We start from the raw sequence: 25,417 nt of genomic DNA on the forward strand, positions 1-25,417 counted from the left end.
GCGGCGGTTCGATGCATGGCGATGATGCGGTTCGCCTATGGCTCACCGCATCCTACGAACGCGGTGCGCTTGTTTCGGCGCAAGTCGTAGGGTGCGGTGGCAACCGCACCGACGCGGGGTTTCGGTGCATGGCGATGATGCGGTTCGCCTATGGCTCACCGCATCCTACGAACGCGGCGCGCTTGTTTCGGCGTATGCCGGGGTGCGGTGGCAACCGCGCCGGCGCGAGGCGCATGTCGCGCGAGCGTTACCGCCTCAAGGCTTCGCGTGCGCGCGCTCGTCCTCGCGCAGGATCCGGCGCAGTTCGATGATGGCCTGCGGGGTCTCCTGCACGCTGTGGCCGGAGGTGATCGCGAGTTCCGAGACCGCGCCGTCCAGGTGCGCGCTGGCGTAAGGCACATAACCGTCGCTGGACTGCGCCAGCGGCAGCGCCGGGTCCTTGCGGCCGACGATGGTGTGGAACGGCAGGCCCCGCTCCATCGGCACGTCGGCGGTGACGCGCATGAACCACGAGGTCGGGCTCAGATCGTCCGGACCGGTCGGCGGCCGCCCCTTACGGAAGCCGACCTTTTGCAGCGCCTGCTCATCGACGTCGGCGCGCTGCGCCAGTTCGGCGGTTTCGCGCAGCACCTCGAACGGCAGCCCGATCAGCTTGCGCACCACTCGCAGGGCCCAGCCGTCGGCCACGCCCGCACCGCGATGCGGCGCCGCCATGAACACCACGCGCCCGACCTGCGGCATCGGCGCGAACACGGTCAGGCCGCGCACCAGCGGCTCCTTGCGCAGGCGCGCGGTCTGCTCGGGCGAGAACGAGGCCAGGCTGGCGTCGAGCACGCGCTCGCCGCTGTCGCTGACCAGCAGGCGCGCGATCACCCCGCCCATGCTGTGCCCGACCAGCACCGCATCCCGGCTGGCGGCATCGTCGCCGTCCGGATCGTAGTGGCGGAAGGTGGCCTGCAGCGCGGCGTCGATCGATTGCCGGCTCGCGAGCAGGCCCAGGTTGGTCGGATAGAACACCTGCCAGACCTGGTACTGGCCGCGCAGCTCGTCGTCGCCCAGCAATTCGTTGGCGAGGTTGACCCAGGCCTCGGGGCTGCTGGCCAGGCCATGCACCAGCACGATCACGCGCTTGTCGGGATCGTAGGGCTGGTTGAGATAAACGCGCGGCTTGAACACCGTGCTCTGGCGCGGCTTGAGCAGGCTGGCCAGGCTCAGCTTGGCCAGGTCCGAACGCGCCAGCCAAACACCGTAGGCGGCCGAGAAATTCGCCGCCAGGGGCACGGTGCGCCCGGCGATGGTCTCGCTGTCGATCCGGTACGGGTTGTAGGCGTCCACGCGCAGCTGGCGGCTGGCAAGCACCGCGTCCAGGCTGTCGCCCGGAAAACGCACGGTCACCGTCACCGGCAGGTAGCGGGTGTCGCGGTAAGCGACCTGGGCCTGATCGGGGTCGCGCTGCGGACGCGGATACACCGCGACCAGGCTGGAGCCGAAACCGTCGCGGCGATACACCGCGCGCAGGTTGTCGAAGCCCAGGGTGTCGGAGGCCAGCAGTTCGTCGGGCTGGGTGCCCAGCTGGCTGGCTTCGAAGCCGTGCAGGACCACGGTGGTCTCCAACTCGCCGACCCGCACCGGCGAACTGCCGACGCCGCCTTCGGCGCGGCTGGCCTCGAAGGTGGCCTGAGCCAGCAGCTCGACCGCCCGGTTGTAGATCGCCAGCACGCGCTGCTGGCGCGATTCGAACACACGCTGCTCGGGCGTGCGCGGGGTCAGGAACAGATAGGCGTAGGACCAGCGCGCGGCATCGGCCGCCAGCTGGGTGCGCAGCGGCGCAGCCGTGGCCTGCGCCTCTTTGTCCGATTGCAGGCGCGCGAGCTGCAATTCCGCCGCGGTGGCCAGCCAGGCTTCCACCGGCACGGCGGCGCGTAATTGCTGCACGCAAGGCGCGGGATCGCGCGTGCAGGCGCCACTGTCCAGGCCGGCCGCGGCCAGGGAGGTGGTGGCGTCGGTGCTGAGCTTGCCGCTGCTGAGCACGTCGGCGCGACGCGCGATCGCGGCATCGTCGGCGGTGTGCTGCTTGACCGAGACCACCGCGCAGCCGCTGAGCAGCAGCCAGGCCAGCGCCAGCACCATCGTTTGCAAGTACCGCCGGCTGGATCGCATCCCGCCTCCGTTGCTGGATCAGGCCGCCATTGTCCGCTTATGCGAGGGCGGCGGTAAACGCGCGCGGCGCCCATCGGCCGCCGACCCGCCAAGCGGTCCAAGCCGGCCCGGAAGCACCGGCTGGACCGCCCGGTCTTCACGTAGACTCCGCGAACGATCTTGCTGCGCACACGGAGGGGGTCCTGCCATGCACACGCCAGAAGCGTCCGCGGAACCGGAACCGCATTACCAGTACATCGACTACATCCACGTAGGCGCCTTCGTGGCGCGCTTCGTCGTGCAACGCCTGGTCGACGGCCAAGTGATCAGCCAGACCCGTTTGCTCGGCCGCATGACGCACCATCGGGGCCAACGAATCGATTTGGGCACGCTGCATTTTCATGGCCAACGCTTGAACGTGGGCGACCACGTGCGCCTGCGCATCGGCGCGGTCGGCGGCGTGCGGCGCAGCGGGCCTTCGGTGGCATACGCGCCCAACGGCGTGGCCGCCCGTTTCGAGGTGCGCGGCACGACCTTGGCGTTTACGATCCGCCAACACTAGACCACGCTGCGCTTCCGTTGCGCGCCTGCGCGTGGGCGCGACACGTGAGGATACCCGCGCAAGGCGTATCGCCCGACTCGGTCGCGTCGCCTTCGCAACGCGCAAAAAAACCCCGCCTCGCGGCGGGGTTTTTGGTTTCGCGCGAACGGCGAACGGACTGCAACCGCTACAGATTTCCGCTCACATACAGACGCACTTCGTTGGCCGGAAGCGTGCAACGCGCGGGATCGCCTGCGTAATGCTGCGACTCATCGTCGGTCCGCCTCCAGGGAAACATGCGCCAGACGCGTTCGGGCATGCCGCCCTGATAAGCGGAGATCAACCGATTGTTGATGAAGCTATTGTGGTATCCCGCGCATTCCAGCGCACGCGCGATTTCCGGAAAACGCGCCTGGCATTCGGGGTCGCACACATCGTCGGCATAGAATTCGGTGGCGCCCGCGCGCTCGAAGGTATTGCTATCGAAGGTGTTGAAATTGCTGCGGTCGCGAACCTTCACCGGCGCACCCGAGTTGAAATAGAAGCGATTGCGCTTGATTGAATTGTTGTCGCTGAAATGACCGAGATAGACGCCATGCAGCAGTTGCGCCCGCTGACCGGCTTGGTTCTCGACGCGTATGAAGTGGCTGTTCTCGATCAAATTGTTGGATGAGTTTGACAGCACGATGGCGCCGTATCCGCTACCGGTATCGTTGCCGGTCCAGTAGGTGCCGATATTCAAGAAGTACATGCCGAACACGACGTTGCGGTTGAGTCCCGCGGTGTTCTTGGCGTAGTAGGCGGGATTGCCGCCATCGGTGTCCTCACCGTAGGGCAGGCCTGCGACGCTGAGGCCATCGGAGTATTTTTCGACCTGCAGATAGTAGAAGCGCAACCGACTGTCGCCGCCGTTGGGCAATGCGCCGCCCACGCGTGCGATCAACCAGGGCCCATTCGGATAGGTGCCGTCGCTGTTCTGTTTGTTCCTGAACACGGGAAGCCCGGCAATGCTGCCTCCGCCCGCGCCATAAACGTAGTCGATGGGCAGGAACGAGACCGTGTGGCCCGGTACATAGAAGGTCCACGAGCCCAGCGGCGGCGCCTCGTACACGCCCTGGCGAATACGTACCTCGACATCCGAATCCGGCCGCGCATCGGTCAGCACTTCCTGCACCTCCGCCAACGTGGCGACCGGGGTAGCGGTGCTCAGCCCATCGTTGAAGTCCGAACCGCCGGCATCGGCTGGCGCCATGTAGACGGTGAAGATCCCGCCAGCGGCACTCGCCGGAGCCACGGCGCAAGCCGCGAATATGAGCAGAATCAGAGCCGAGGAAACACTGAATTTTTTGAGTGCATTTTTTACGCAAAGTTTGCGCACAAACTCAATCCGCATCTTCATATCGCGCTCCATGTGGTCGGTCGTCCGTCGTTCGAGCCTAGTCAGATCGACGGCGCGCCGCAAATGGCCGCGATCGCGCGCAACAAAAAAGCCCCGCATCGCTGCGGGGCTTTTCGTTTGCGTTTTGCGGGTGTTACGGACTTAGAAATCCATGCCGCCCATGCCGCCCATGCCACCGCCGCCCGGCATCGCCGGCTCGTCCTTCTTCGGCAGCTCGGCGACCATCGCCTCGGTCGTGATCATCAGACCGGCGATCGAAGCCGCGTTCTGCAGCGCGGTGCGGGTGACCTTGGTCGGGTCCAGGATGCCGAACTCGAGCATGTCGCCGTATTCGCCGTTGGCGGCGTTGTAACCGAACGCGCCCGAACCTTCCTGCACCTTGTTGAGGATGACGGAGGGCTCTTCGCCGGCGTTGGTGACGATCTCGCGCAGCGGGGCTTCCATCGCGCGCAGGGCGATCTGGATGCCGTGGTTCTGGTCTTCGTTGGCGCCCTTCAGGCCCGCGATCGCGGCCTTGGCGCGCAGCAGCGCGACGCCGCCGCCCGGGACGATGCCTTCTTCCACGGCAGCGCGGGTGGCGTGCAGCGCGTCTTCAACGCGTGCCTTCTTTTCCTTCATCTCGATCTCGGTCGAAGCGCCGACCTTGATCACCGCAACGCCGCCGGCCAGCTTGGCCACGCGCTCCTGCAGCTTCTCGCGGTCGTAGTCCGACGAGGTCTCTTCGATCTGGGCCTTGATCTGCTTGATGCGGGCCTGGATCGAGTCGCCGTCGCCGGCGCCGTCGATGATGGTGGTGTTCTCCTTGGAGACCTGCACCTTCTTGGCGCGGCCCAGATCCTTGATCGTGGCCTTCTCGAGCTGCAGGCCGACTTCCTCGGAGATCACGGTGCCGCCGGTCAGCACGGCCATGTCTTCCAGCATCGCCTTGCGACGGTCGCCGAAGCCCGGGGCCTTGACGGCGCAGACCTTGACGATGCCGCGGATGGTGTTGACCACCAGGGTCGCCAGCGCTTCGCCTTCGACTTCCTCGGCGACGATCAGCAGCGGCTTACCGGCCTTGGCGACGCCTTCCAGCACCGGCAGCAGGTCGCGCACGTTGGAGATCTTCTTGTCGTACAGCAGCACGAACGGGTCGTCCAGCTCGGCCGACATCGACTGCTGGTTGTTGATGAAGTACGGCGACAGGTAGCCGCGGTCGAACTGCATGCCCTCGACGACGTCGAGCTCGTTCTCCAGACCCGAACCGTCCTCGACGGTGATCACGCCTTCCTTGCCGACCTTGTCCATCGCCTGGGCGATCAGGTCGCCGATGTCGGCGTCGGAGTTGGCCGAGATCGCGCCGACCTGGGCGATTTCCTTGCTCGTCGACGACGGCTTGGAGATCTTCTTCAGCTCTTCGACGGCGCCGATCACGGCCTTGTCGATGCCGCGCTTGAGGTCCATCGGGTTCATGCCGGCGGCGACCGCCTTCATGCCCTCGCGGATCAGCGCCTGGGCCAGCACGGTCGCGGTGGTGGTGCCGTCGCCGGCGTTGTCGGAGGTCTTGGAAGCGACTTCCTTCACCATCTGCGCGCCCATGTTCTCGAACTTGTCGGCCAGTTCGATCTCCTTGGCGACGGACACGCCGTCCTTGGTGATCGTCGGCGCGCCGAAGCTCTTCTCGAGCACGACGTTGCGGCCCTTCGGACCGAGGGTGGCCTTGACGGCATTGGCGAGCACGTTGACGCCGCGCACCATCTTGGCGCGAGCGTCCTCACCGAAACGAATTTCTTTGGCAGCCATTTTGAAACTCCGGGATTTGAGATTTGGGATTCGGGATTGGCAAGAGCGGGAGCAGACGTCGGGTTGGGCGGGATCACAGCGCAAGCGCTTTACGAATCCCGAATCTCCAATCCCGAATCTCGGCTCTTAGCCGACGATCGCGAGGACGTCGTCTTCCTTGAGGATCTTGTATTCGATGCCGTCCTGCTTGTAGGAGCTGCCCGAGTACTGGCCGTAGATGACCTTGTCGCCGACCTTGAGCTTCGGCGCGCGCAGGCTGCCGTTGTCCAGGGCCTTGCCTTCGCCGACGGCGACGACTTCGCCCTTGGTCGACTTTTCCTTGGCGGCGTCGGGGATGATGATGCCGCCGGCGGAGACTTCGTCGGCTTCGATCGGCTTGACCACAACGCGGTCGTAAAGCGGCTTGAGATTCATGGCGACCTCTGTAAGTGACTGAATGGGTGGAGAAAGAACGGTAATTTTAGCAGTCGCCCCGGCGGAGTGCCAATGCCGGGGACAAAAAACGCCCGGCGAACCGGGATAGCCACGAGATGGGGCGGCGGCGGGGCTTTTCAAGCGCCGGGATGCGATTGGCCGCCGGGCGGTAGGCCCGCGCAGCCTTCGGGCGGCGGCGGGAGCCCTCGTGCTGGAGCGGAGGCGGAGGCCTCTCATGCTGGAGCGGCGGCGGTGGCGGCAGTCCCTCCCTGTAGCAGCGGTGCAAGCCGCGACCGCGTCGCCGCCGAAGTCGCGCGGTCGCGGCTTGCGCCGCTCCTACCCCAAAGCAGGCCCCACACCCACGGCAGGCACCACGACAGGCCGGCCCGCGCCCGCCCCTGGACCCGGACGCATCGAATGCATCGCCCGCAAACGCATCTGTCCGTGTGGGAGCGGCGTAAGCCGCGATCGCGTCGTCGCAGTGGTGGCCCGCTCGCGGCTTACGCCGCTCCTGCCCCAAAGCAGGCGCAATCGAAGCATCGAGTGGAAGCTGGCTTGCGATTCGCATCGCGCTGCGCATCGTTCGCGCGCGTTCCGATCGCCCAAAAGAAAAGAGCGCGTCCCGTGGAACGCGCTCTTTGGTGCGGAGACGGCCGTCCTCAGCATGGCGCGATCCTGCGCCCCTTCCCCCGAACCGACCTCGTGTCGTTTGCCCACATCCTTGTTGGCGTGAGTGGATGGTGTTCACTCCACGTCACATTTTCTAGGTGCCTGGTCGCGAAATCTGCCGACTCCTGGTGGCACCGCGAAAGCATGAACGCCGTCACCATTGACTTACGACCACCCAGTAAGCTCATATTGCTACCGAAAGCACACAAGGTCTCCTCTCTATTGGTCGCCTAGTGACTTTTGGTAGCAAATGGCTATTTCTTAGGCAAAAACCCCTAACCCACCTAGCAAGGAGCGCAAGGATGACGCCTCAACAACGGATTCGACTGGCCCGGCGCCACGCCGGCATGTCGCAAGCAGCCCTGGGTTCGGCCGTCGGCGTGCAGCGTAGCGCGGTCGGCCACTGGGAAAGCGCGCAGGGCAAATTCCCCAGCGTCGCGCATCTGCGCGAGGTCGCGCTGATTACCGGCGTGCAGTTCGAATGGCTGGCGACGGGGCGCGGCAAGATGAACCTGTCGGCCGACACCGAAATGGATTCGGTGGCCGCCGCCGACGCCCTGCTGGTCGAGGACCCGCTGGAACTGCGCCTGATCGTGGCCTTCCGCGACACCCCGACCAAGTCCAAGGCGCCGCTGGTGGAAATCGCCGAGCAGCTGGCCGAGCTGCGCACCGGCCGTCCACGGGCCACGCTCACCAAGGGCACACGGGTGGTCTTGTAGACGACGCCGCCTGCTGCGCTGCGGCAGACGATGTCACAAAGGCCGACTAGACTCCGGCGACTACCTGGGGAAAGGGAGTCGCCCAATGTCGTTGTCATTACGTCGTTCCTGTCTGAGCCTGTCCTGCCTGAGCCTGCTGATGGCCGCCGCGCTGCCCACCGCCGCGCCGGCCGCCGTCTTCATCAACGAATTCCACTACGACGACGCCACCTCCGCGGGCGACGTCGGCGAGAAGATCGAGGTCGTCGCCACCGCCGGCGAAACCCTCAGCAATTACCGCATCTATCTGTACAACGGCTCGACGCCGTCGGCCGCCACCAGTTACGACAACGACCTGCTGCCCGCCGGCAGCCTGGTGTCCTGCGGCGGCAGCGTGCGCATCGGCGTGCTGAGCTATCCCACCAACGGCATCCAGAACGGCAGCAACGACGGCTTCGCGCTGGTCGACGGCAGCGGCAACGTGGTCCAGTTCCTCAGCTACGAGGGCGCGATCACCGCTTCCAGCGGCCCGGCCGCGGGCATGACAAGCACCAACCTGCCGGTCTCCGAAAGCGGCTCGACGGCGGCCGGCACCTCGCTGCGCCTGTCGGGCAGCGGCAGCACTTACGCCAACTTCACTTGGCAGGCCTCCGCCGCGCAGAGCTTCGGCGCCTGCAACGCCGGCCAGACGTTCTCGACGCCGAACCCGGCGCCGACCGTGACCTCGACCACACCGGCCAACGGCAGCAACAGCTTCCCGGCCGCCGGCGATCTGGCGGTCAGCTTCAGCGAAGCGGTGACCCTGGGCAGCGGCGCGCTCACGCTGCAGTGCGCGAGCTCGGGCACGATCGCGCTGACCTACCCGTCCAGCGGCACCAGCTTCACCGCCTCCACCGGCACCGCGCTGGTCGCGGGCGAGAGCTGTACCTACACCGTGGTCGCCGCGCAGGTCACCGACAGCGGCGGCGCGCATCCGTCCGCCAACACCGTGGTCAACTTCAGCGTGGCCAGCGGCGGCGGTGGCGGCGGTTACTACGCCCACGTCAACACCAGCAGCGCCAGCCAGCTGCGCTGCTCGCTGCACGAGACCATCAAGGGCCACACGGTTTATCCCTACAGCGGCGGCACCACCAACACCTGGACCATCCTGGAGATCGCCGACGAGGATCCGAACAATTCCGGCCGCATCCTCGACGCCTATCGCAACCGCAGCTACCTCAAGGTCACCGACCGCGCGGGCAGCGGCAGCGGCCTGAAGTACAACCGCGAGCACACCTGGCCGAACTCGCTGGGCTTCGGCAGCACCACCGGCAACCTCGGTCTGCCCTACGCGCCCTACACCGACACCCACATGCTGTACCTGACCGACGCGACCTGGAACGCCGACCGCGGCAACAAGCCGTACGCGGACTGCACCCTGGCCAGCGGTTGCGGCGAGCGCATCACCGAGGCCAACGCCGGCTACGGCGGCGGTAGCGGCGTGTATCCGGGCAATTCCAACTGGGTCAAGACGCCCGACGGCAACGCCGGCTCGTTCCAGGTCTGGAACCACATGAAGGGCAACATGGCGCGTGCGGTGCTGTACATGGCGATCCGCTACGAAGGCGACAGCCATCCGGTCACCGGCCAGGGCGAGCCGGATCTGGAGCTCACCGACGACCGCAGCAAGATCGTGATCACCTCGTCCTCGCCGGCTTATATGGGCCTGCTGAGCACGCTGCTGGCCTGGCACACCCAGGATCCGCCGGACGCCGCCGAACTGGAACGCAACGAAGTGATCTTCAGCTTCCAGGGCAACCGCAATCCCTTCATCGATCATCCGGAGTGGGCGAGCAATGCGTTGTTCACTTCGAGCAAGCCGGCTAGCTGCGTGTTGATTCCGTAATCGCGGCTACTGCCGCTATGACGAGCGCCCGCGAGATGCGGGCGTTCGTTTTTTGGGAAGACAGAACCAGCGGGAGAGGCCTTCCCTAGCTGCAGGTGCCTACTCGCAGCGATGGCCTACTCGCAGCGATGGCCTGCCGCTTTCTGTGGGAGCGGCGTGAGCCGCGATGACGCCACTTCGGCCACCACGCGATCGCGGCTCACGCCGCTCCCACAGGGGAACCGTCGCCACCTGTTCGCACCAACGTCTCCTGCGAATATCGCCGCGCGGGCTTTGGGGTAGGCGCGGCGTGAGCCGCGACTGCGCCACTTCGGCTACGGCGCGGTCGCGGCTTGCGCCGCTGCTACAGCACAGGATCGTGGTCGCCTTGCACGGTCGCGGCGCACGACTTCGCCAAGGACCCGCGAAGATCCCGCGGTCGTTCGCGCGTCTTACGGCATCGCCGCATCCGGCGCGGGATCGGTGCGCACCCATTGCGTGGGCAGGCCCTGGCGCGCGCAGTTCGCGCAGTCCCAGGCCTGGTCGGCGCGCGCGCGGAATTCGAGTTTCGGCGCGGCCGGGTCCTCGCAGGCGTTCTCGAACGTCGCCGCCGCCGGCAAGGGAATGTCGAAACCGTCGTCGCGCGCGCAGTAGTACTCCAGGAACTCGAAATCCGGCCGCTGCTTGCTGGTGATCATGTCCAGGTCGAAGATCACCGTGTCCGCGTCCAGCAACAGCAGCGGCGCGACCGCGCGCGACAAACGACCCGCGGCGACCGCCACGCGCACCTGCTCGGCGCTGCGATAGTCGGCGGGCACGTAGCGTCCGGCGTACGGCGCCCCCTCGCTGGCGTACGGCGCCGGCTCCGTGCGCAACTTGCGCGACAGCGCCTCGTGCAGGCGCGCGCTGCGTTGCGGCCCCAATCCGGACACCCAGGGCAATTCGCGTTCTCCGCGCATCGGCTGCAGCCGCCCCCAGGCGTCCAGACCCTCCAACCTGTCGTACTCGAACGGAACGATCACGTGGCCCTGCAGATCGAGCGCGCCGTACTTGCCGTTGCGCCTGGCCTCGACGACGGCGAACTCTTCCCAGGGCAGGCCGAGCTTCTCCCAGCGGAAGTCGTACCCGACGCTCAGAAACTCGTAGTCGCCGGCGAATACGGGTTTGCCGGTGCGCAGGTCAATGAGCGAGTCGCGCTCGCGCTGCGGGCCGTCGCCGTCGTCGTCGCGCTCGCTCAACATCAGATAGGGCAGCGGCAGGCTGGAGTTCGGCGCGGTCTCGCTATAGCGGGGCTCCACACGCCAGCGGCCCTGGCGATCGACCAAACCGATCTTGTCGCCCTGGCGCACCACGTACAGGCCGAGTTCGGGATAGCGGTCGTACATCTGCGCGTAGCGCGGCGGCAGCACTTCGCTGCCATCCGCGGCGAGCATTCCGTAACGGCGCACGCGGTCCTCGCCTTCGATGCCGACCTCGTATTCGTCGGCCTTCGCCTCCGGCGTTTCCGCATTCACGCCCCAGGCGTTGTGGGCCGGCTCGATCGAGTCGTAACGCGCCGGCACGCGCCATTTGCCATCGCGGTCGACCAGGCCCCAGAGGCAGTCGCCGGCATCGCTTTTGGCGCGCGCGCCGCGGAACAGGCCGCCGGCGCGGTACGGGTAACCGCAGTCGAACGTGGCCAGGGTGCGGCCTTGCTCGTCGGCCAGGGTCCAGCCCGGCTGTACCGCCACGGCGGCGACCACCGGATCGTCGGCCGCGACCGTCGCCGCCGGCTCGCGCGCCGGCGTGATGACCCAGCGCGCGAGGTCGCGATGAAACGTCGCTTCGGAGAAGGTACGCCCGCCCAGGATCGGCCGGCCGGCGCCGTCGACGCCACGACAGCTCGATCGTTGGCCATCGCACACGGCGAAGTAGCCCGTGGCGGCGCCGGCGCTGTCGTTGAGCGAGGACACTAGGTGTTCGTTCAACGGCACCACATAGCGGCCCGTGCGGTCCATCAGGCCCTGCCGACCGGCGTCGCCGACCAGCACCGCGCCCGGCGCATCGTTGACGCTGTCGAGGATCGGCTTGACCACGATCTGGCCGCGCGCGTCGGCCAGCCCCCAGCGCCGCGCCTGTTCGAACGAGAACAAGCGGGTGCCCGGCAGGTAGCGCAAATCCTTCTGAACCGGCGCCATCAGTGTTTGGCCGCGGCCATCGATCAAGCCACCGTCGCCGCCCAGCACCGGGCTGCCGCCGACCCCGACGATCAAGGCATCCACGGCTGGATCGACCACCTCCAAACTGTCGTAGGGGCCACCGATGCGCGCGCCGCGCGCGTCGTACAACCAGTAGGCGCCGTCGCGCTGGGCCATGAAGCCGCCGTTGCCGAGCGCGGTGAGCAAACCGGCCGGCGCCAGCACCACGCGGCCCTGGGCGTCGCGCAGGCCATCGCCGCGCCAGCGCGTCAACTCGTTCTTGACCGAGAAGATCTGCAGCGGCGGCTCCTGCGCCGCGGCGGCGAAAGCGGCCAACGGCAGCGCGGTGGCCAGCAGCAAGGGGCGGATACGCATCAGGGAACTCCAATGAGGCAGGCAGGAACGAAGCCGTCGCGATGCGCGAGCCAGCGCGCGCGCGCCGCGAGCAGCAAGGGCGCGCCGCTGGCGGCGGGCAAGTCTTCAGGATCGATCTCGAACAGCGTTCCCGGCGCCTGCGCCTTTCCGCCGTTGCAGCGCGCGGCGGCGGCGACGCACAAGGCGGCCGCGTCGCCCGGTATCGACGGGCCCAACCAGGGCGTCCAGGCACTCGCCCCTTGGGCGTCGTGCGAGAGGGTCTGCACGGTGTCGAACACCGGCGTGGACGTGCGCAGCAACAGGCGCTCGCTGTCGGCGGCGTAGTAGGCCTTGGCTACCGGCACGGTGAGGCCGGTGCGGCAGTCGATCTTGTACTCGATGCGCAGGTCTGCATCGTCGGGCAGCGCAGGCGGCGGCTGTCGGTCGTGCCCCGCGCGCTGCGCGACCTCGATCGTGCCGCCGCCGCGATGGCGCAGGCCGGCCACGTGCCAGGCGCCGGCCTCGTGGTCGCCAACGGTCAGCCACGGCGCGCCTTGGTAAGGTCCCGCCACCGGGCTCGCGGGCCGCGGCGACGGCATCGAGTCGCGTGCCCGCTCGGCGTCGTACTGCGCGCGCAAACGTTCGTATAGGCCGTTGCCGTCCGACGGAAGCGAAGCGCCGATCGCCTCGAAGTCGTAGGCATAGTGCCCGCCGTTGTCGCTCATCGTCGAACGCGCATCGGCGCCGACCGCGGGATCGCGGCTGGCCGCGCAGGCGAGCCAGATTTCGCTGTGGCTGGGCCAGCGATGCGCGGCCACATCGGAGCGGGTCAGCGCGATCTGCTGCAACTGGTCGTCGCGGCGGGTTTCGCGGCGCGCGACCAGGTGGTTGTCGCGATCGAGCAAGGACAGCGCGGTGTCGACGTAGAGGCCACTTTCGCAATCGATCAGGCGTTCCAGATATTCGTACCAGCCGCGCTGGTGCTGCTCGGCGGTCCAACCGGCGGCGGACGTGCGCGGATAGCGGCTGGCCGATTCCAGCAGCCCGTCCGGGCGCAGCTTCTGCGTCGACAGATGGATCGCATGCGCCTGGCTGGTTTCGCCGCCCATGAAAGGCAGCCATTGCGGGCGCTCTGCCGCGGGCGCGGCGGCGGCGAACAGGCATAGCGACCACCACCACCGTCCTTGATGCGACGCCATGCACGATCCTGTTGCGAGTCGGGCGCTCAGGATAACCCGGCGCGATGCGCGGCCCGGCGGCGGATCGCAGCTGTCGATGATGTGCGTGGGCTTTGGGTTAGGAGCGACGTGAGTCGCGACTGCGCTACTGCGGCTACGACGCGATCGCGGCTCACGCCGCTCCCAGAGGGGAACCGTCGTCGCCTGTTCGCAGCRACGCCKCCTCCACRTATCGCMGCGCGGGCTTTGGGGTAGGAGCGACGTGAGTSGCGACTGCGCTACTGCGGCTACGACGCGATCGCGGCTCACGCCGCTCCCACAGGGGAACCGTCGTCGCCTGTTCGCAGCAACGCCGCCTCCACGACAGGGGAACCGTCGTCGCCTGTTCGCAGCAACGCCGCCTCCACGTATCGCAGCGCGGGCTTTGGKGTAGGAGCGACGTGAGTSGCGACCGCGCGACTTCGGTTACTGCGCGGTCGCGGCTTGCGCCGCTCCTACAGGGGGCGGGGTTCGCGCATTGCGGGTACGCTGAACGTTCGCTTCGCCTTGGCCGCGAAGCTCGATCAATCGAACACGATCACCGGCTTGCCCAATACGCGCTGCTGCGCGACCGAGGCGATCGCGGCGGGGGCGTCGTCGAAGCCGAACACCTCGCCCACCACCGGTTCGATTCGGTGGCGTTCGAGCTCGGCCAGGAACTCCGCGAAGTCGCGCGCGCTGCCGACGCTGACGCCGTGGATGTTGAGCTGGTGGGCCATGATCGGCGCGATCAGATTGCCGGCGACTTCGAAGCCGTTGAGAAAACCGACGATGGCGATGTGGGCGTTGTCGGCGGCGGCGCCCAGCAATTCGATCAAGCCCGGGCCGCCGACCACGTCCACGATGCCGTCGACGCCGCGACCGTCGGTGAGTTCGCGCACCGCCGCGGCCAGGTCGGGGCGCTGGCGGTAATCGATCACCGCACTGGCGCCCAGCGCGCGCAGGCGTTCGGCCTTGGCCGGGTCGGCGCTGGTCGCGATCACCCGCACGCCGCGCGCCACCGCCAACTGCATGGCCATCAGCGACACGCTGCCGCTGCCCTGCACCAGCAGGCTCGCACCGGGCGCGAGTTCGAGTTTGCGCAGGGCCGCCCAGGCGGTCAGGCCCGACACCGGCAAGGTCGCGGCCTGGGCGGCGCTGAGGTAGGCCGGCGCCGGCAGCACCGCGGCGGCGGGCAGCACGATCGAACGCGCGAGCCAGCCGTCGCGCGGGCCGCCGAGCTTGTGGGCATGGTTCTCGGAGCGGAAGGGACCGTCCAGCCAGGTGGTCGTGTAGTGGCCGAGCACGCGGTCGCCGACCTGCAGGCCGCTCACGCCCTCGCCCAGCGCCTCGATCCGGCCGACGCCGTCGGACAGCGGCACGAAGGGGCGCGCCAGCCCGGGCTGGTAGAGACCGGTGGCCAGGGCGTAGTCGCGGTAGTTGATCGAGGCCGCCTCGGTGCGGATCCGCACCTCGCCGGGGCCGGGCGCGGGCTCGGGCAGGCGCACTTGGCGCAGGCTGTCCAGGTGGTGGCCCTGCAATTGGTAAGCGTCCATGGGATGTCTCCGGATCGGGGAGACACAGGCTATTGTTGAGACAGAAGTAGATATAGGATCAGCTAATCAACTCATCATTGAGTGAATGTCAATAATGTTGGGCGGCCTGTACTCCGAGCTCGAGGCCTTCGAGGCCATCCTCACCCAGGGCAGCTTCACCACCGCCGCGCGCCAGCTGGGCGTGACCACCGGCGCGATCACGCGCCGGCTGCACGCACTGGAGACCCGGCTGGGCGCCAAGCTGCTGAACCGTTCGACCCGCCGCCTCAGCCTCACCGAATCCGGCCGCGACTACTACGCCCAGATCGCGCCCGCGCTGGCCCAGATCGCCTCGGCGGCTGAGCGCGTGCACGACCTGGGCGGCGAACCGCGCGGCGAGCTGCGGGTGTCGCTGCCGATGAACTTCGGCCGCCTGTACGTGATGCCGCGCCTGCCCGCGTTCCTGCAGCGCTGGCCCGGCATCGCCCTGGACGCCCAGTTCGACGACCGCTACGTCGACCTGATCGGCGAGGGTTACGACCTGGCGATCCGGATCGGCGCGCTCGACGATTCGCGCCTGGTCGCGCGCCGGCTAGCCGACACCCGCCGCATCCTGGTCGCCTCGCCCGACTACCTGCAGCGCCGCGGCGCACCGCGCGCGCCCGGCGAGCTGGTCGGCCACGACTGCCTGCACTACACCCTGTTCCGCGATGTGGCGACCTGGGAATTCCACCGCGGCCGCGAGACCTTGCGGGTGCCGGTGCGCGGGCGCCTGCGTTCGAACTACGGCGCGCCCCTGGTCGACGCCGCCCTGCACGGCGGCGGCATCCTGCAGACCGCGACCTTCGCCGTCGCCCAGGAACTCGCCGACGGCCGCCTGTGCGAGGTGCTGCCGGACTGGAGCCTGGTCCCGATCGGCCTCTACGCGGTCTATCCGGGGCGCGAGTACCGGCCGCGCAAGGTCGAGGTCTTCATCGACTTCCTGGAGGAAGCGATCGGCCGGCCCGCGCACTGGGAACGCCTGCTCGCCGGCGGCTGAGCGCGGAACGGTCCGTGGCCGCCTCCACGGTCGCCGCGCCCAGGGGCGGGCATTACACTGCGCCCCTCATGCCCGCACCCTCGCCCGTCCGCCTGGTCTTCAGCAGCTGCCCCGATGTCGCCAGCGCCGACGCGATCGCGCAAGCGCTGGTCGGCGAACGGCTGGCCGCCTGCGTGAGCCGCCTGCCCGGCCTGCGCTCGACCTATCGCTGGCAGGGCCAGGTGGAAAGCGCGGACGAGGTGCAGTTGCTGATCAAGACCAGCGCCGACCGCCTGGACGCCCTGATCGAGCGCCTGCGGGCGCTGCATCCCTATGAACTGCCGGAGGCTGTCGCGGTCGAAGCCTGCGGCGGCCTGCCCCAGTACCTGCACTGGGTGGCCGAACAGACTCGTGACGATGACTGAACTGAAAGCCTTGCTCCGGCGCGCGCGCGCCGGTTACGCCGCCGCTGCGCTCGTCCTCGGCCTGTCCCTGGCCGGCCCGGCCCTGGCGATCGACGAGTCCGATCTGCTGCCGGTCGAACAGGCCTTCGTGCTGAGCGCGGAGGCGCCTGCCGCCGACCGCATCGTGCTGCGCTGGAAGATCGCCGAGGGTTACTACCTTTATAAGCACCGCATCTCGGTCAAGGCCGACCCCGCGTTCGCGGCGCAGGCGCTGCAGCTGCCCACGGGCGACAAGCACAAGGACGAGTTCTTCGGCGAAGTCGAGACCTACCGCAAGGCCCTGAGCGCGACCCTGCCCGGCCGCGCCGGCGCCACCCGCGTCGATCTGCAGATCAAGTACCAGGGCTGCGCCGACGCCGGCATCTGCTACCCGCCGGTGACGCGCAACGTCAGCGTGAACCTGCCCGCGGCCGCGAACGCGGCGGCCGGCAACGACGAACCCCTGGTCGCGTTCGGCAACACCGGCGCAGGCGGCGCGCCGCCGCTGGGCGGCGGCCTGCTCGGCAACGCGCCCAGCGCCGCGGCCGGCGCCGATGCGCTGCCGCTGCCGCCGGAACAGGCCTTCGGTTTCGAGGCCATCCCCGGCGACGGCAACACCCTGCTGCTGCGCTTCACCCCGGCGCGCGGCTATTACCTGTACCGCGACAAGACCTCGTTCAAGCTGGACGCGGCCGCGAGCAAGGCCGGCATCGCCCTGGGCGCGCCGCAATGGCCGCGCGGCAGCGCGCACCGCGACGAGCACTTCGGCCAGGTCATCGTGTTCTTCGAGCAGATCGACGTGCCGCTGCCGCTGCGGCGCACGCGCGAGGACGCCGCCAAGTTCGTGCTGACCGCGCACTTCATGGGCTGCCAGACCGACGGCATCTGCTATCCGCCGATGACGCGCACCGTCTCGATCGATCTGCCGCGCGGCAAGATCGCGGTGGATCCGGCGGTCGCGGCGACGGACGCCGCCAATCCGGAAGCCGCTGGCGCCGCTCTGGCAGCCGACGCCGAAGCGGCGACGGCGCTCGCGGACCCTGCATCGTCCGCCGCCACGCAAACCGGCGCCGATGTGCGTGCAGCGCAAGCCGATGTGGCCGCGATCCAATCCGCGTCCACCCAGGCCCCCGAGCAAGCCGAAGACAGCCTGCTCGCCGCCGCTCTGTCCGGCCCCAACCGCTGGTTCACCCTGCTGGTGTTCCTGGCGATGGGCGTGGGTCTGTCGTTCACGCCCTGCGTGCTGCCGATGATCCCGATCCTGTCGGGCCTGATCGCCGGCCACGGCCCGGGCATCGGCGTGCGCCGCGCGTTCTCGCTGTCGCTGGTGTACGTGCTGGCCAACGCGGTGGTGTTCGCGATCGCCGGCGTGATCGCGGCCAGTGTCGGCGCCAACTTGCAGATCCTGTTCCAGACCCCGTGGGTGATCGTCGCCTTCTCGCTGCTGTTCGTGCTGCTGGCGCTGTCCAGCTTCGGCCTCTACGAACTGCAGATGCCGGCCGCGCTGCGCAATCGCCTGGGCAGCCTCAGCGACCGCCAGCGTGGCGGCTCCTGGCTGGGCGTGGCGGCGATGGGCGCGTTGTCCTCGCTGATCGTCGGCCCCTGCGTGGCGCCGCCGCTGGCGGCGGCGATGCTCTACATCGGCCAGAGCGGCGACCAGTGGTTCGGCGGCGCGGCCCTGTTCCTGCTGGCCCTGGGCATGGGCGTGCCGCTGCTCGCGTTCGGCGTGGCCGCGGGCAAGGGCGTGCCGACCAGCGGGCCGTGGATGGTGGGCGTGCAGCGCGCGTTCGGCTTCGTGTTCCTGGGCCTGGCGGTGTGGATGCTGTCGCGCATCCTGCCCGGCCCGTTCGTGCTGGCCTTGTGGGGCGCGCTGCTGTGCGGCGCGGCCGCCGCGATCGGCCTGGTCGCCAGCCGCGCCGGCGCTAGCGGAGGTCTGCGCGCGCTGGGCTGGACCGCGGCGCTGCTGCTGGGCCTGACCGGCGCCGCCCAGATCGTCGGCGCCCTGGCCGGCGGCAGCGATCCGCTGCAGCCGTTGGCCGGCTTGCGCGGCGGCGGCGCCGCGCATCGCGAGCTGCCGTTCCGCACCATCAAATCGGTGGCCGATCTCGATCGCGAGGTCGCCGCGGCCCAGACCGCCGGCCAGCCGTTGATGCTGGATTTCTACGCCGACTGGTGCGTGTCCTGCAAAGAGATGGAGAAGTACACCTTCACCGAGCCCACGGTGCACGAGGCGCTGTCCGGCTTCGTCCTGCTCAAGGCCGACGTGACCGCCAACGACGAGCTCGACGCCGCGCTGATGAAGCGCCTGGGCATCCACGGCCCGCCGGCCACGCTGTACTACACCGGCGGCGCCGAGCGTCGCGAGCTGCGCCTGTTCGGTTTCGAGGAAGCGCCCAAGTTCGTCGAACGCGCGCGGCGCGCGCGCTGATGGGGTCGACCGCGAAAGTCCTGCTGGTCGCCGGCATCGCCGGCGCGCTCGGCGCCGGTCTCGGGATCTGGCTCAACGGCCCCGGTCCGCTGCTGCGCACCGAGGCTGGGCAGCGCGTGCTGCAGGGCGTGATCGCCTCGACCGCGCCCGCGCCGCCGCAGGGCCTGGCCGTGGCCTCGCGCGGCGCACCGGTGCCGGTGATCGAGCTGCCTACGCTAGACGGCAAGCCGCTGCGTCTGCCCTCGGCGTACCCGGGCCGGCCGGTGCTGATCAATCTCTGGGCCAGCTGGTGCGGCCCCTGCATCCAGGAAATGCCCGAACTGGACCGTTATGCCGCCCAGCAGGGCGCGACCGGCACCCAGGTGGTCGGGATCGCCCTGGACGACGCCGATGCGGTGCGCGAATTCCTGCGCCGGGTGCCGGTGCGCTACCCGATCCTGCTGGACCGGGCCGGCCCGCGCGACGCCGGCGTGCAGTTGGGCAACCCCAAGGGCGTGCTGCCCTACACCGCCCTGGTCTCGGCCGAGGGGCGGCTGCTGAAGCAGAAGATCGGGCCGTTCGAACCCGGCGAACTCGAGGCCTGGGTCGGCTCGGCACAGTGAGCCAGGCCCCGGATTGACAGCCGGCCTCGCCGGCGCCACCTTGCCCCTACGCCCATCGCGCCGCCTCCCCGCGCCATCGTCGGCGATTGCGCCGGCAACGTGCCCGGGCGCCGGGAAATTTAGAGTCGCCACTCAAACAACCGCTTAAATCGTAACAACTTCGCCGATTTGGCGGCGAACTTCTGGACATGGCACCGGCCTTCACGCACACTGCCGCCCTTTGAAGGCCACCGCTCCGGTTCCGATGGCGACGCTTCTGGTCCTGCACGGCCCCAACCTCAACCTGCTCGGCACGCGCGAGCCGGAGGTCTACGGCCGCACCACGCTGGCGCAGATCGATGCCGACCTGCGCGGCCGCACCGAGGCCGCCGGGCACCGCTACGACAGCCTGCAGTCCAACGCCGAGCACGTGCTGGTGGACCGCGTGCAGGCCGCGCGCGAGGACGGCACCGCCCTGATCCTGATCAACCCGGCCGCGTTCACCCACACCAGCGTGGCCCTGCGCGACGCCCTGGCCGCGGTGGCGATCCCCTTCATCGAGATCCACCTGTCCAACCCGCACCGCCGCGAAGACTTCCGCCGCACCAGCTACTTCAGCGATCTGGCGCTGGGCGTGATCTGCGGCTTCGGCGCGGACAGCTACCGCTACGCTCTGGATGCCGCGCTGCAGCGGCTCGATCCCCAATCCTGAAACCACCGCCCCGTCGCCCGGGGCATTACCTGAGGCCCGCCCATGGACCTGCGCAAAATCAAGAAACTCATCGACCTGCTCGAGGAATCCAACCTCGCCGAGATCGAGATCAAGGAGGGCGAAGAGTCGGTGCGCCTGGCGCGCACGCCCAAGGGCGGCTACGCCGTGGCCCAGCCGATGATGCAGGCCGCGCCGATGGCCGAGCGCCCGCCGCAGGCGATGCCGATGCACTCGCCCACCGAAGCGGCCACCGGCGGCAGCGCCAAGCCCGCCAACGACCTGCCCGATGGCCACGTGGTGCGCGCGCCCATGGTCGGCACCTTCTACACCTCGCCGTCGCCGGACAAACCCGCCTTCGTCAGCGTCGGCCAGGCGGTCAAGGCCGGCGACACCCTGGGCATCATCGAGGCGATGAAGATGTTCAACCCGATCGAGGCCGACGTGTCCGGCACCGTACTCAAGGTGATGGCCGAGAGCGGCCAGCCGATCGAGTTCGATCAGCCGCTCTTCGTGATCGGCTAAGGCCGATCACGACGGGATTCGGGATTCGTGATTAGGGATTCGGAAAACCAGCGGCCGCATGAGCGCCTTGAGGTCTGGCGCGATGCTATGTTGCTGGTCGAATCGATCTACCGGATCACGGCTTCATTTCCCGACACGGAGCGATTGGGTCTGGCCTTGCAATTGCGCAGAGCCGCCGTAAGCGTTCCGTCGAACATTGCCGAAGGCGCAGCGCGTCGCTCGCGGCAGGAGTACCTGCGATTCCTAGCGATAGCGCGCGGCTCGCTCGCCGAGGTCAGCACTCAGTACGAGATCGCGCGCCGCGTCGGTTACCTCACCGAGGACGCCACGGACGCCGACCTGATGGACCGAACGTTCGCCCGTCTAAATGCCTTGATCCGCTCACTCGACTCATCGCCGCGCGCCGTCAGTGAGACGCACGCGCCTTACGAATCCCTAATCTCGAATCCCAAATCCCATGCTTGATAAAGTCGTCATCGCCAATCGCGGCGAAATCGCGTTGCGGATCCTGCGCGCCTGCCACGCGCTGGGCATTCGCACGGTCGCGGTGCATTCCACCGTCGACCGCAATCTCAAGCACGTCGCCATGGCCGACGAGTCGGTCTGCATCGGCCCCGCGCCGTCGACCGAGAGCTACCTCAACATGGCCTCGATCATCGCCGCGGCCGAAGTCACCGACGCCCAGGCGATCCACCCCGGCTACGGCTTCCTCAGCGAGAACGCCGACTTCGCCGAGCGCGTCGAGCAGTCGGGCTTCATCTTCATCGGGCCCAAGGCCGACACCATCCGCCTGATGGGCGACAAGGTCGAGGCGATCCGCGCGATGAAGGACGCCGGCGTGCCCTGCGTGCCCGGCAGCGGCGGCCCGCTCGGCGACGACAACGCCACCAACATCAAGATCGCGCGCGAGATCGGCTACCCGATCATCGTCAAGGCCGCCGGCGGCGGCGGCGGTCGCGGCATGCGCGTGGTCCACACCGAGGCCCACCTCAACGCCGCGATCCAGACCACCAAGTCCGAGGCCAAGGCCGCGTTCGGCAACGACATGGTCTACATGGAGAAGTTCCTCGAGAACCCGCGCCATGTCGAGATCCAGGTCCTCGCCGACGGCCAGGGCAACGCGATCCACCTGGGCGAACGCGACTGCTCGATGCAGCGCCGCCACCAGAAGGTGGTCGAGGAAGCGCCGGCGCCGGGCATCAGCCTCGAGCAGCGCGCCGAGATCGGCAAGGTCTGCGTCGAGGCCTGCATCCGCATCGGCTACCGCGGCGCGGGCACGTTCGAGTTCCTGTACGAGAACGGCCGCTTCTACTTCATCGAAATGAACACCCGCATCCAGGTCGAGCACCCGGTCACCGAGCTGGTCACCGGCATCGACCTGGTGCGCGAGCAGTTGATGATCGCCGCCGGCCACAAGCTGTCCATCAAGCAAAGCGACGTGGTGCTGTCCGGCCACGCGATCGAATGCCGCATCAACGCCGAGGACCCGGACAGCTTCCTGCCCAGCCCCGGCCTGATCCAGCACTTTCACGCCCCAGGCGGCCCGGGCGTGCGCGTGGACAGCCACATCTACGAGGGCTACCGCGTTCCGGCCAACTACGACTCGATGATCGGCAAGCTGATCGTGCACGGCCCCGACCGCGAAACCGCGATCGCGCGCATGCGCGTGGCCCTGAGCGAGATGGTCGTGGACGGCATCAAGACCAACATTCCGCTGCAGCAGCGGATCCTGTCCGACGCCGGTTTCCAGCAGGGCGGCATGAACATCCATTACCTGGAAAAGCGCCTCAAGGAACAGAAGGAAAAGTCGATCTCGATCGTCTGATCCGATCGCCGGTAGCGGACCTTCCGACGGCGCTGGAACACCGGCGCCGTCTTCGCATGGGGAAGCCTGTGGGCATCAGTATCGAAGTGGTGCTGGCCCTGGTGTGCGCGGTCACGTTCTTTCGCGCGGGCCGCATCGAGTCGGTGGGCGCGCAGTACGACTACAGCTACTGGTGGGCCTTGATGTCGATCGCGCTGTCCGCGCTGGTCCTGATCGTCATCAAGGCAGCTTGGCTGGCGCTGCTGCTATGCCAGATCGGCCTCTTCCTCGGCATCGGCGTCTATCGGGCTATTCGCGATCCAACCTGATCGGCGGCCGATGGCGGAAACGATCAGGGCCGCCCAGTAGGCGGCCCTGCGGTTCAAGCGTCCCGGCGCGCGCTAGCGCCTGGGATGAGCGACCGTCGCGGATTCGCATTCGATCCGCGGCGCGGCCCTGGCGGCGCGACGATGCGCGCGCTCAATCCAACTGGCGCGGCACCTTGACCTCGCCGACTTCGCCCAGGTCGCCGACACTGACGCCGTCCAGGCCGCCGGGCGCGGGCACCGTGATCGGGCCGCCCTGCGCACGCGACTGCGTGCCCTGGATCGGCTGCGCGCCGGAACTCGACGCCGGGCTGACGATCATCACGTACTCGCTGGAGCCGTCGGGCCAGACCACCTTGAAGGTGCTTCCGGGGGGCAGCGACGAGAACGGCGTGCCGCTCTGGGCGCGATACATCGCCGCGATCTGCGCCGAGCTCGCGCGCCGGGTCTGTTCGGGCGAGTGCACCGTGGTCACCGCGACCTGCGACAGCTCGCTGTAGTCGTCGGCGAGCACGTCGATCACGACCCCGGCCGCACCCACCGAATAGGCGGCGAACAGCAGCACCCAGAAGCCCAGCTTGGCCTTGTGTACGAAGCGCTTGTCTTTCATTTGGTTATCCTCGTTCCGCCGACAAGACCGTTGACCATGTCGTTCATCACTTCGGTTCCCTGGCGCGGCACCGCCGCATCGAATACGAAGCTGCTGAAGTCCTGGTTCGGGTCCTGCGAGCAGATACCTCCGTTGGCGCAATAAGTCGTCATCAGCACGCTGTTGGGGCTGCAATCCAACCCCAGTTTGCAAGCGGCCAGCTGCCAGGCCAGTTCCGAGAACTGGGTACCGGCCACCGGTCCGTAAAAATTCTTGCGACCGCTGGAGGCGATGCCCATCTTCGGCGAGATCGCGAAGAAGGCCTCCGGGTCCAGCGAATTGCGCACCCGGTCGACCAGGTCGCGCGCATAGGCTTCGTCGTTCTGCAGCGGTTGGTCCATGCCCATCAGCGCCGCTTCCGCCGGCAGGCTGCCGGCCTTGGCCGCGCGGATGCGGGTGCGCTGGATGGTCGCGTAGGACAGATCGTCGGCGGGCGTGAACCGCGCGCAGCGTTCGCCGACGCGATTGCGCGCCGCCGCCATCGCCGCCGAGGTGCGCAGGTTCATGCCGGCGATGGCCTGGGTATCGCGGCCGTAGTCGGCGGGCGAAGCGGCGTAGCCGGCGCAGTAGTCGAGCACGCGGCTGAGCATCCAGGTCGATTCGGGCTCGCCCGCGCGCGCCGCCGCACCGAGCTCCTGGGCGTAACCGTAAAGATCGTCGCTGTGCTCGAAGCGCTCGCGCAAGCGCTGCGCCGGCGTCAGCGCGCGCGTGCGCTGGGGCGCGTCGGCCTCCGCATCGCCCACGCCATGGCCGGTGCCCGCGCTCGCGCCGGCGACCGCGCTGGCGGAGGTCGCGGCGCTCTCGGGCGCCGCATCCGGCGCGACCTGGCCGCGCCGCGCGTACAAGACGCCACCGGCCAGCAAGGCCACGGCGGCCACCGCCCACATCGGCCGCACGGAAGCGAACACGCCGGCCCGAGCCGCGGGCGGCGCCTGCTTCTCGAGCTGGGATGTCAGCAAGTCGGACATTCGGTCCTGATCTCCGCCGCGTGCGGGGCTGGGTCCTGCGGCCTGGTGCCAGCGGGCCCGCCCTTCCTCGCCGCGCAGCCTGCGCGCGGTAGCGGGTGGCACCCTGATACCTCGAATAGTAAAGCAAGCCGTCAGCCGGCGCCGAAACGGCCGGCCCACCGGCGCCGTCGGCGGCACGAACGGCGGCGGCGGCCCGACCTGAACCGGAACCGCGGCCAAGGGTGGGATAATGCGGTCCCGTTATCCGCTGCGACCGCGATGCCCTTCCTCGAACTGACCCTGCGTTGCCGCGAATCCGAGCAGCCCCGCTACGAGACCGCGCTGGACGACGTCGGTGCGCTGGCCGTAACCATGCTGGACGCCGATGCCGACACCGACGACGAGCACGCCATCCTCGAACCCGGCGTCGGCGAAACCCCGCTTTGGGACGAGATCGTGCTCAGCGCGCTGTTCCCGCACGAGACCGACGCACTGGTGCTGCTGGCCGCGTTGGAATCCTTCGACGCCGGCCTGGACTGGACCCAGGCGCGCTTCCGCGCGGTCGAGGACCAGGACTGGGAACGCGCCTGGATGGACCAGTACGTGCCCCTGCATTTCGGCGCGCGGACCTGGATCGTGCCCTGGAACCACGACCTGCCCGAGGGCGCCGACGCCGCCGACGCGGCGGTGATCCGGCTCGACCCGGGCCTGGCCTTCGGCTCCGGCACCCATCCGACCACCGCGCTGTGCCTGCAGTGGCTGGACGGCTTGGCCGCCGACGGCCAGCTCGGCGAGGCCCGCGTGCTCGATTTCGGCTGCGGCTCGGGCATCCTCGCGCTGGCCGCGCTCAAGCTCGGCGCCGCCCACGCCATCGGCGTCGACAACGACCCGCAGGCCCTGCTCGCCACCGCCGACAACGCGCAACGCAACGGCGTGGCCGCACGCGTGCAGGTCTACCTGCCGCAGGACGAGCCGGTAGCGACCTACCCGATCGTGGTCGCCAACATCCTCGCCTCGGCGCTGATCGCGCTGGCCGATACCCTGGCCGCGCGCGTCGCGCCGGGCGGCCGCATCGCGCTGTCGGGCATCCTCGCCGGGCAGGAGGAAGACGTGCTGGCGCGCTACGCCGACGCCTTCGAAGACCTGCGCGCCGACCGCCTCGAAGACTGGATGCGCGTCACGGGCACGCGTCGCCGCTGAGTCAGGGGGGCGGACAGCG

General features: G+C 68.6%; 21 protein-coding genes and 1 pseudogene. 13 read left to right on the plus strand and 9 right to left on the minus strand.

From position 1 onward, the window contains the following. Positions 1–255: 255 nt before the first annotated feature. On the minus strand, positions 256–2,160 hold the full coding sequence (locus ASD69_RS15655; RefSeq protein WP_157499230.1) for an alpha/beta hydrolase: 1,905 nt from the start codon (positions 2,158–2,160) through the stop codon (positions 256–258). A 187-nt stretch (positions 2,161–2,347) separates the two neighbouring features. On the opposite strand from ASD69_RS15655, the gene ASD69_RS15660 reads away from it, so the two are divergent. After that, the gene (locus ASD69_RS15660; RefSeq protein WP_056180292.1) at positions 2,348–2,701 is read left to right on the plus strand and encodes a hypothetical protein; all 354 of its coding nucleotides are present in this window, start codon (positions 2,348–2,350) and stop codon (positions 2,699–2,701) included. 166 nt (positions 2,702–2,867) lie between these two features. Here the strand turns inward: ASD69_RS15660 and ASD69_RS15665 are convergent, their stop codons facing one another. From ASD69_RS15665 to ASD69_RS15675, 3 genes are all read right to left on the minus strand, one after another. Next, entirely contained in the window at positions 2,868–4,079 is a 1,212-nt protein-coding gene (locus tag ASD69_RS15665) for a right-handed parallel beta-helix repeat-containing protein (protein ID WP_162250665.1), read from the minus strand. Positions 4,080–4,220: 141 nt separating this feature from the next. Then, a complete protein-coding gene (gene groL / locus ASD69_RS15670) occupies positions 4,221–5,861 on the minus strand; it encodes a chaperonin GroEL (protein ID WP_056180298.1) in 1,641 nt (546 codons plus the stop codon). A gap of 126 nt (positions 5,862–5,987) precedes the next feature. Further along, on the minus strand, positions 5,988–6,275 hold the full coding sequence (locus tag ASD69_RS15675) for a co-chaperone GroES (protein WP_056180300.1): 288 nt from the start codon (positions 6,273–6,275) through the stop codon (positions 5,988–5,990). Positions 6,276–7,246: 971 nt separating this feature from the next. Here ASD69_RS15675 and ASD69_RS22505 point away from each other — a divergent pair. Together ASD69_RS22505 and ASD69_RS15685 are read left to right on the plus strand one after the other, a co-directional pair. After that, on the plus strand, positions 7,247–7,663 hold the full coding sequence (locus ASD69_RS22505) for a helix-turn-helix transcriptional regulator (protein ID WP_082576554.1): 417 nt from the start codon (positions 7,247–7,249) through the stop codon (positions 7,661–7,663). 85 nt (positions 7,664–7,748) lie between these two features. Further along, entirely contained in the window at positions 7,749–9,527 is a 1,779-nt protein-coding gene (locus ASD69_RS15685; protein WP_056180306.1) for an endonuclease, read from the plus strand. A gap of 431 nt (positions 9,528–9,958) precedes the next feature. Here the strand turns inward: ASD69_RS15685 and ASD69_RS15690 are convergent, their stop codons facing one another. From ASD69_RS15690 to ASD69_RS15700, 3 genes are all read right to left on the minus strand, one after another. Then, entirely contained in the window at positions 9,959–12,058 is a 2,100-nt protein-coding gene (locus ASD69_RS15690) for a WG repeat-containing protein (RefSeq protein WP_056180309.1), read from the minus strand. Further along, a complete protein-coding gene (locus ASD69_RS15695; protein ID WP_056180312.1) occupies positions 12,058–13,236 on the minus strand; it encodes a hypothetical protein in 1,179 nt (392 codons plus the stop codon). The genes ASD69_RS15690 and ASD69_RS15695 overlap by 1 nt, the downstream gene beginning before the upstream one ends. A gap of 542 nt (positions 13,237–13,778) precedes the next feature. After that, positions 13,779–14,789, minus strand: a complete 1,011-nt coding sequence (locus ASD69_RS15700) for an NAD(P)-dependent alcohol dehydrogenase (protein WP_056180316.1) — start codon at positions 14,787–14,789, stop codon at positions 13,779–13,781. Positions 14,790–14,874: 85 nt separating this feature from the next. Here ASD69_RS15700 and ASD69_RS15705 point away from each other — a divergent pair, with 85 nt between their 5' ends. The 9 genes from ASD69_RS15705 to ASD69_RS15745 all read left to right on the plus strand — a co-directional run bounded on the left by ASD69_RS15705 (position 14,875) and on the right by ASD69_RS15745 (position 22,605). Continuing rightward, complete coding sequence (locus ASD69_RS15705) at positions 14,875–15,807, plus strand: LysR family transcriptional regulator (RefSeq protein ID WP_082576556.1); 933 nt, start codon at positions 14,875–14,877, stop codon at positions 15,805–15,807. A gap of 68 nt (positions 15,808–15,875) precedes the next feature. Continuing rightward, positions 15,876–16,211 (plus strand): divalent-cation tolerance protein CutA, encoded by a 336-nt coding sequence (gene cutA, locus ASD69_RS15710; RefSeq protein ID WP_056180320.1) that lies wholly within the window; start codon positions 15,876–15,878, stop codon positions 16,209–16,211. Further along, entirely contained in the window at positions 16,204–18,657 is a 2,454-nt protein-coding gene (dsbD, locus tag ASD69_RS15715) for a protein-disulfide reductase DsbD (protein WP_056180323.1), read from the plus strand. Before cutA ends, dsbD begins: the two co-directional genes overlap by 8 nt. Then, positions 18,657–19,259, plus strand: coding sequence for a TlpA disulfide reductase family protein (locus ASD69_RS15720; RefSeq protein ID WP_056180327.1), 603 nt, complete (start codon positions 18,657–18,659; stop codon positions 19,257–19,259). The genes dsbD and ASD69_RS15720 overlap by 1 nt, the downstream gene beginning before the upstream one ends. A 244-nt stretch (positions 19,260–19,503) precedes the next feature. Beyond that, on the plus strand, positions 19,504–19,950 hold the full coding sequence (gene aroQ, locus ASD69_RS15725; RefSeq protein WP_056180330.1) for a type II 3-dehydroquinate dehydratase: 447 nt from the start codon (positions 19,504–19,506) through the stop codon (positions 19,948–19,950). Positions 19,951–19,992: 42 nt separating this feature from the next. After that, on the plus strand, positions 19,993–20,472 hold the full coding sequence (gene accB, locus ASD69_RS15730; protein WP_056180332.1) for an acetyl-CoA carboxylase biotin carboxyl carrier protein: 480 nt from the start codon (positions 19,993–19,995) through the stop codon (positions 20,470–20,472). 27 nt (positions 20,473–20,499) lie between these two features. Continuing rightward, positions 20,500–20,937, plus strand: a complete 438-nt coding sequence (locus ASD69_RS15735; protein ID WP_056180335.1) for a four helix bundle protein — start codon at positions 20,500–20,502, stop codon at positions 20,935–20,937. Then, complete coding sequence (gene accC / locus ASD69_RS15740; protein ID WP_056180338.1) at positions 20,930–22,297, plus strand: acetyl-CoA carboxylase biotin carboxylase subunit; 1,368 nt, start codon at positions 20,930–20,932, stop codon at positions 22,295–22,297. The genes ASD69_RS15735 and accC overlap by 8 nt, the downstream gene beginning before the upstream one ends. Positions 22,298–22,353: 56 nt before the next feature. Then, positions 22,354–22,605, plus strand: a complete 252-nt coding sequence (locus ASD69_RS15745; RefSeq protein WP_157499231.1) for a hypothetical protein — start codon at positions 22,354–22,356, stop codon at positions 22,603–22,605. A gap of 259 nt (positions 22,606–22,864) precedes the next feature. Here the strand turns inward: ASD69_RS15745 and ASD69_RS15750 are convergent. Both ASD69_RS15750 and ASD69_RS15755 read right to left on the minus strand, forming a co-directional pair. Beyond that, positions 22,865–23,212, minus strand: a pseudogene (locus ASD69_RS15750) (hypothetical protein); the annotation flags it as partial. Beyond that, positions 23,209–24,219: a hypothetical protein gene (locus ASD69_RS15755; RefSeq protein WP_235567243.1), complete on the minus strand. Its 1,011-nt coding sequence runs from the start codon at positions 24,217–24,219 to the stop codon at positions 23,209–23,211. The pseudogene ASD69_RS15750 and the gene ASD69_RS15755, both read right to left, overlap by 4 nt. A gap of 258 nt (positions 24,220–24,477) precedes the next feature. Here ASD69_RS15755 and prmA point away from each other — a divergent pair, with 258 nt between their 5' ends. Beyond that, on the plus strand, positions 24,478–25,398 hold the full coding sequence (gene prmA / locus ASD69_RS15760; RefSeq protein ID WP_056180344.1) for a 50S ribosomal protein L11 methyltransferase: 921 nt from the start codon (positions 24,478–24,480) through the stop codon (positions 25,396–25,398). Positions 25,399–25,417: the final 19 nt, after the last annotated feature.

The organism is Lysobacter sp. Root604 (assembly GCF_001427505.1).
In the GTDB taxonomy this organism is placed as follows: domain Bacteria; phylum Pseudomonadota; class Gammaproteobacteria; order Xanthomonadales; family Xanthomonadaceae; genus Lysobacter.

Excerpts from the sequence above, each read along its gene's own strand:
- accC (WP_056180338.1), top strand. The coding sequence starts at position 20,930 with ATGCTTGATAAAGTCGTCATCGCCAATCGCGGCGAAATCGCGTTGCGG.
- ASD69_RS15655 (WP_157499230.1), bottom strand. The coding sequence starts at position 2,160 with ATGCGATCCAGCCGGCGGTACTTGCAAACGATGGTGCTGGCGCTGGCC.
- ASD69_RS15685 (WP_056180306.1), top strand. The coding sequence starts at position 7,749 with ATGTCGTTGTCATTACGTCGTTCCTGTCTGAGCCTGTCCTGCCTGAGC.
- ASD69_RS15665 (WP_162250665.1), bottom strand. The coding sequence starts at position 4,079 with ATGAAGATGCGGATTGAGTTTGTGCGCAAACTTTGCGTAAAAAATGCA.
- ASD69_RS15675 (WP_056180300.1), bottom strand. The coding sequence starts at position 6,275 with ATGAATCTCAAGCCGCTTTACGACCGCGTTGTGGTCAAGCCGATCGAA.
- ASD69_RS22505 (WP_082576554.1), top strand. The coding sequence starts at position 7,247 with ATGACGCCTCAACAACGGATTCGACTGGCCCGGCGCCACGCCGGCATG.
- dsbD (WP_056180323.1), top strand. The coding sequence starts at position 16,204 with ATGACTGAACTGAAAGCCTTGCTCCGGCGCGCGCGCGCCGGTTACGCC.
- cutA (WP_056180320.1), top strand. The coding sequence starts at position 15,876 with ATGCCCGCACCCTCGCCCGTCCGCCTGGTCTTCAGCAGCTGCCCCGAT.
- ASD69_RS15745 (WP_157499231.1), top strand. The coding sequence starts at position 22,354 with ATGGGGAAGCCTGTGGGCATCAGTATCGAAGTGGTGCTGGCCCTGGTG.
- accB (WP_056180332.1), top strand. The coding sequence starts at position 19,993 with ATGGACCTGCGCAAAATCAAGAAACTCATCGACCTGCTCGAGGAATCC.
- groL (WP_056180298.1), bottom strand. The coding sequence starts at position 5,861 with ATGGCTGCCAAAGAAATTCGTTTCGGTGAGGACGCTCGCGCCAAGATG.
- ASD69_RS15755 (WP_235567243.1), bottom strand. The coding sequence starts at position 24,219 with ATGTCCGACTTGCTGACATCCCAGCTCGAGAAGCAGGCGCCGCCCGCG.
- ASD69_RS15660 (WP_056180292.1), top strand. The coding sequence starts at position 2,348 with ATGCACACGCCAGAAGCGTCCGCGGAACCGGAACCGCATTACCAGTAC.
- aroQ (WP_056180330.1), top strand. The coding sequence starts at position 19,504 with ATGGCGACGCTTCTGGTCCTGCACGGCCCCAACCTCAACCTGCTCGGC.
- ASD69_RS15700 (WP_056180316.1), bottom strand. The coding sequence starts at position 14,789 with ATGGACGCTTACCAATTGCAGGGCCACCACCTGGACAGCCTGCGCCAA.
- ASD69_RS15720 (WP_056180327.1), top strand. The coding sequence starts at position 18,657 with ATGGGGTCGACCGCGAAAGTCCTGCTGGTCGCCGGCATCGCCGGCGCG.
- ASD69_RS15695 (WP_056180312.1), bottom strand. The coding sequence starts at position 13,236 with ATGGCGTCGCATCAAGGACGGTGGTGGTGGTCGCTATGCCTGTTCGCC.
- ASD69_RS15690 (WP_056180309.1), bottom strand. The coding sequence starts at position 12,058 with ATGCGTATCCGCCCCTTGCTGCTGGCCACCGCGCTGCCGTTGGCCGCT.
- prmA (WP_056180344.1), top strand. The coding sequence starts at position 24,478 with ATGCCCTTCCTCGAACTGACCCTGCGTTGCCGCGAATCCGAGCAGCCC.
- ASD69_RS15705 (WP_082576556.1), top strand. The coding sequence starts at position 14,875 with ATGTCAATAATGTTGGGCGGCCTGTACTCCGAGCTCGAGGCCTTCGAG.